This is a genomic window from Schleiferilactobacillus shenzhenensis LY-73 (genome assembly GCF_000469325.1).
Classification (GTDB): Bacteria; Bacillota; Bacilli; order Lactobacillales; family Lactobacillaceae; genus Schleiferilactobacillus; species Schleiferilactobacillus shenzhenensis.
Window position 1 is genome coordinate 29,857 of the sequence record NZ_KI271591.1, and the last position, 5,362, is coordinate 35,218.

4 protein-coding genes are annotated in these 5,362 nt (G+C 56.6%); 2 read left to right on the forward strand and 2 right to left on the reverse strand.

All coding sequences use genetic code 11. The annotated features are described in order from the left end of the window. Positions 1–78: 78 nt before the first annotated feature. Positions 79–324, reverse strand: coding sequence for a P8 family protein (locus L248_RS08670; RefSeq protein WP_022529805.1), 246 nt, complete (start codon positions 322–324; stop codon positions 79–81). 90 nt (positions 325–414) lie between these two features. After that, positions 415–1,410 (reverse strand): matrixin family metalloprotease, encoded by a 996-nt coding sequence (locus L248_RS08675; RefSeq protein WP_022529806.1) that lies wholly within the window; start codon positions 1,408–1,410, stop codon positions 415–417. A gap of 228 nt (positions 1,411–1,638) precedes the next feature. On the opposite strand from L248_RS08675, the gene L248_RS08680 reads away from it, so the two are divergent. Together L248_RS08680 and L248_RS08685 are read left to right on the forward strand one after the other, a co-directional pair. Further along, positions 1,639–3,414 carry an ABC transporter ATP-binding protein gene (locus L248_RS08680; protein ID WP_051999948.1) on the forward strand — a complete coding sequence of 592 codons (1,776 nt, stop codon included), beginning with the start codon at positions 1,639–1,641 and terminating at the stop codon, positions 3,412–3,414. Continuing rightward, entirely contained in the window at positions 3,392–5,287 is a 1,896-nt protein-coding gene (locus tag L248_RS08685) for an ABC transporter ATP-binding protein (RefSeq protein WP_022529808.1), read from the forward strand. Before L248_RS08680 ends, L248_RS08685 begins: the two co-directional genes overlap by 23 nt. Positions 5,288–5,362: the final 75 nt, after the last annotated feature.

Here is a 5,362-nt window from a genome sequence, read left to right on the forward strand (position 1 = left end):
ACCAAAAAAGCCGCAGCGTTCAGTTCGCTGCGGCTTCCATGATTGCGCTGTTGCCAGCGCTTGAATACGGTTTGACGATTACTTCTTGAGAAGCTTTGTCGCCAAAGCCTTAACGTCGTCGTCAGACATGTCCAATGTCGGCAGCATGTCCTTTTCGGTCTGGTCAGTGCTGTGGTTGTTCTTCTCCATGTAGTAGTCCCAAAGAGCGTCGCGGATGGGCAAGTTGCTGTCGCTCCAGTCGAACTCCTCGCTCATCTTCTTGTCCAGCATGCTGGTCATTTCGATGTCTTTAGGATCGCCAGGTGTACCGTCTTGAACTGCCATAATTCATACCTCCATTGATAAGTACTTGCTACAAAGTCTATTGTAGTGCATTGCGCCAGATTCGGCACGGAAAAAGTTCAAATCACCGAATTAATCCCCGATGAAACTCTCCAGATCGTCGCTGTTTTGGGTAGTGGTGCCCTGGTCGAAGGCGAAGGGAAAGTACTTCTCTAAGTGATAATCCACCGCCAAGGTGTGCAAAGCGTTCTCCGCGCCGTGGATCGTCTCGTCGCTGACGGTGTCGTTGTACTTGAGCCGCTGCAGGTAATCCTTAGCGGTGCTGACGGACGGGCTGGCGCCTTCGTCCTGCTTGCCGGCCTTGGCAATGGTTTGGGTGAGGACATCCACCAGGGGTTGGCGCGCGTTTTGGACCGCATCCCGCAGATTGGTCAGGCCGCTGTCGGCCAGGGGCTGCTGGCCAGCGATGGCGGTGTAGGCCTGGGCGGTGACCCCTTGGGCTTTGACCTTGGCGATACGGTTCAGCGCGGCAGTCAAGGCATCCCGGTCGTATTGGGAGACCTGGCGAATCTCACCGGAGGCGATTTGGGAGGGGGACATCACGTCGTTGTAGCTCTGGGGGGCATGGGCCAGCCCGAAGGCGTGGCCGAATTCGTGGATGAAGATGTTGATCACATCACTGTCGTTTTTGTTATTCTTCTCCGCGGTAATATTCAGCATGATCTTGTGACTGTTGCTGGCGAGACCGGAGAAAGAAAGGTATTTGCTCTCTACCGGGGCCAGGTACACGTCCGCATTGGCCTGCGTGGTTTGGGGCACGATCACCTGCCGGCCGGCCGCTTTGTTCCACCAAGCAGCGGCGCTGGCGGCTTCGGTCTGGTACTGGGGCAGGGCCTGGGCGTTATAGACGATCTGCCCGTTTTCCCCCGCCAGCCACCAGTTTTCTAACTGAGACCAGCCCTTGGGGGCGCTGGCGCTGGTGTTCTGCTGCTGAGAAATGAGCTGGCTGACGCGGTGCACTTGGTCGTACGTCTGCCACTTGCGGATCCCGACGATCAGCAGCAGCACCAGTCCGGCAACGATCATCAGCTGGCTGACGAATTTAATGAATCTCCACAGCATCCGCATTGCCCACGGTCCCTTCTTTCATGCTTATGCCCACAGCTTACCGGGTCGGTGGGGGAAATGCAACGATTGAGCTTTCAACGTGAAACTTCCTTTAATGTGCGTTAACATGAAGAAGCGTGTATTACCGCGAACGGTCCGTATCGGGGGCCGATTATTAACACCGGGCGAAGGCCGCTGCGCTCCCATCGAGACGCATTGGCCTCGCCCGTTTAGAATAGGAGGCCAATTGTGGTCAAAATACTACTTAAATCTGTGCGGGAGTACAAGTGGATGTCCCTGCTCTCGCCGGTCCTCGTGGCGATTGAAGTCATGTTGGAAACGTACATTCCTTTCCTCATGGGGAACATCATCGATTACGGCATTACCCCGGGGAACTTAGCGTATATTCAAAAGTGGGGCTTGGTTCTGGTCGGTCTGGCCGTCGTGTCCTTGGTGGCCGGGTCCGGCGCCAGCTGGTTTTCCAGTCATGCCGCCGCTGGCTTCGCCCAGAACTTGCGGCACGACGAGTTTGCGCAGGTGCAGAAGTTTTCCTTTGCCAACATTGAACACTTCTCCACCGCCAGTGTTGTCACCCGGCTGACCACCGACATTACCAACGTCCAGCAGGCGTATCAGATCTCCATCCGGATCGCCTTCCGGGCGCCCTTGATGTTCATTTTCTCGATGGTCATGTCCTTCCGGGTCAGTCCCCAGATGGCGGGAATCTTCGCCATTGTGGTGCCGATTCTGGCGGTCATCCTCTACTTTATCATTCATACCGCCTACCCGCTGTTCAGCCGCGTGTTCCGCCGGTATGATATTTTGAACCGCGTCGTGAACGAGAACCTGCGGGGCATTCGGGTGATCAAGACCTTTGATCGCCAGGAGGAAGAAATCAATAAGTTTAAGGATGCCAGCAACGGCATCTTCACGATTTTCTCCAAAGCCCAACGGCTGATGGCGATGAACGCGCCGGTCATGACCTTCATGATCAACACTACGATGCTGCTCGTTTCCTGGGTCGGCGCCCAGATGATCGTCGGTAAGACGCTGGAGACCGGGCAGCTGGTCTCGCTCTTTTCTTACACCATGAGTATTCTCTTCAGCTTGATGATGCTGTCGAATATCATTACCATGCTGTCGGTCTCCCAGGCGTCGGCGAACCGAATCGCGGCGATCCTGCGGGAGCAGCCGTCCATCGTCAATCCGGACAATCCGATCACGACGGTGAAGGACGGGTCGGTGGACTTTGCCGACGTGTCCATGAGTTATCTGCATGCTTCTCACCCCAGCCTGAACGATGTGTCGCTGCACATCGCGCCTGGCACCTTTGTCGGCATCATCGGCGGTACGGGGTCCGGCAAGTCCACATTGGTCTCGCTGATTCCGCGGCTGTACGATGTCAGTTCTGGGACGGTCAGCGTAGGCGGCACCGATGTCCGGCGCTATGACCTGCGTACGCTGCGGGATGCCGTCGCGATGGTCCTCCAGAATAATAATCTGTTCTCTGGTACGATTGCCGAGAACCTGCGCTGGGGCGATGCCAATGCGACGGATGCCGAGGTGCAGAAAGCCGCGGCCATGGCCCAGGCAGACGGCTTCGTCCAAGAGATGCCGAAGAAATATGACACCTACATTGAGCAGGGCGGGAGTAACGTCTCCGGCGGCCAAAAACAGCGGCTGACGATTGCCCGGGCGCTATTGAAGAAGCCCAAGATTCTGATTTTGGACGATTCTACCAGTGCCGTGGATACCGAGACCGAGGGTAAGATCATGACCGCGCTGCGGACGGAACTGCCCAATATGACCAAGATCATGATTTCTCAACGGATCACGTCCATTGCCCAAGCCGATCAGATCATCGTCTTGAACAATGGCCAGATCAATGGGATCGGGACTCACGAGGAGCTGCTGAAGAGCAACGCCATCTACAAGGAACTGAACGAGTCTCAGCAAAAGGATGAACAAGATACCATTAAAGATACGGAAGGAGATGACAGCGATGCGTCAGATGCGGGGAAATAATCGCGGCCGCGGCCGCCGTCCGGAGCATGCCTGGCAAACCCTGGGCCGGCTGCTGAAGTATACCTTCGCCAGTTCACGGACGATGTGGCTGGTGTCTGTCATCAGTATCATTATCGCAGCGCTGTCGGCTTCCCTGGGGTCGAAGTTCATTCAGACCCTGATCGACAGTTACATCATGCCGCTGACCAAGGAGGCGACGCCGAACTTCGCGCCGCTGGTCCAGGCCATCGCCATTATGGCCGGCATCTACTACACCGGCGTGATCGGCACCGCAATCTTTACCCAGTTGCAGGTGATTATCGGCCAGCGGGTGCAAAAGCAGATCCGGGATGAAATGTTCGAACATATGCAGTCGTTGCCGATGAGTTACTTCGACCGTAACGATGTGGGCGACATCATGAGCCGCTACACCAACGATGTCGATACCCTGATGCAGATGATCTCCCAGAGCATTCCCACCTTTATTCAATCGCTGTTCAATATGACGTTCGTTCTGGTCATGATGCTGTTGATCAGTCCGCTCCTGACCTTACTGTCATTGGCAGTCCTGGGTCTGAGCATCATCTTCGTGCGGGTGTTGTTTGCCCAGTCGTCCCGGTACTTCACCGCCCAGCAGCAAGCCTTGGGAACGGTCAACGGCTATGCGGAAGAAATTCTGAACGGCTTGAAAGTGGTCAAGGTATTCTCCCACGAAGATGCCGTGCAGAAACAGTTCAATACCTACAACTCCGGTTTGCGCAACGATTCGGCCAAGGCCAATGCGTACGCGACAATGGTCTTCCCGATTATGGGGAACATGTCCAACCTGCTGTACGTTTTGACCGCCGTCATTGGCGGCAGCTTGGCCATTAACCACGTGATTACCCTGACGTTGGGCGGACTGGCCGCCTTTCTGCAATTAAGCCGGGGCTTCACTCAGCCGGTCGCCCAGATCTCGCAGCAGGTCAACTCCATTATCATGGCGTTGGCCGGGGCCGAACGAATCTTCGGCTTGTTGGACGAGAAGCCGGAAGGCGATGAGGGCACGGTGACCATTACCAATACCGCCAAAGACGCCAGCGGTGCGCTGGTGCCCACCAAGCAGCATACCGAGACATGGGCCTGGCAAGTGCCCGGACCGCCGGCGAAGCTGGTGCCGGTCCAGGGCGTGGTCGAGTTCCATGACGTGAACTTTTCTTACTATCCTGGGGTCCAGATCCTGCACGACATCAACCTGACCGCCAAGGCCGGGGAGAAGGTCGCGTTCGTCGGGGCCACTGGGGCGGGGAAGACGACGATCACGTCGATGATCAACCGCTTCTACGACATCGATTCCGGTCAGATTACGTATGACGGCATCGATATTCGCGACATTAAGAAGGCGGACCTGCGCCATTCGCTGGCCATCGTCCTGCAGGAGACCAACCTGTTCACGGATACGATCATGAACAACATCCGGATGGGCAACCTGGATGCCACCGATGATGAGGTCATCGCGGCGGCTAAGCTGGCCAACGCGGATGAATTCATCAAGGCCCTGCCCAAGGGTTACCAGACCACCATCGACGGCGACGGCAGCGACCTGTCCCAGGGGCAACGGCAGCTCTTGTCCATTGCCCGGGCGGCCGTGGCCGATCCCCCGGTGATGATCATGGATGAAGCCACCGCCAGCATCGATACCCGCACGGAGCGGGCGGTGCAGGCCGGGATGGATAACCTGATGAAGGGCCGGACGACGTTCGTCATCGCCCACCGGTTGTCCACCATCTTCAATTCTGACCTGATCATCGTTCTGGATCATGGGAAGATCGTTGAGCAAGGGAACCACGAGCAGCTGATGGCGCAGCACGGCGAGTACTACCAGTTGTATACTGGGTCGCTGGTGCTGGAGTAAGGGAAAAGGGACTGGGACAAAATTCGTATTCCGCGACGTACTGAGTGCCAACGCGCAGCAAGCGGAGGCAAAACG

Excerpts from the sequence above, each read along its gene's own strand:
- L248_RS08685 (WP_022529808.1), top strand. The coding sequence starts at position 3,392 with ATGCGTCAGATGCGGGGAAATAATCGCGGCCGCGGCCGCCGTCCGGAG.
- L248_RS08670 (WP_022529805.1), bottom strand. The coding sequence starts at position 324 with ATGGCAGTTCAAGACGGTACACCTGGCGATCCTAAAGACATCGAAATG.
- L248_RS08675 (WP_022529806.1), bottom strand. The coding sequence starts at position 1,410 with ATGCGGATGCTGTGGAGATTCATTAAATTCGTCAGCCAGCTGATGATC.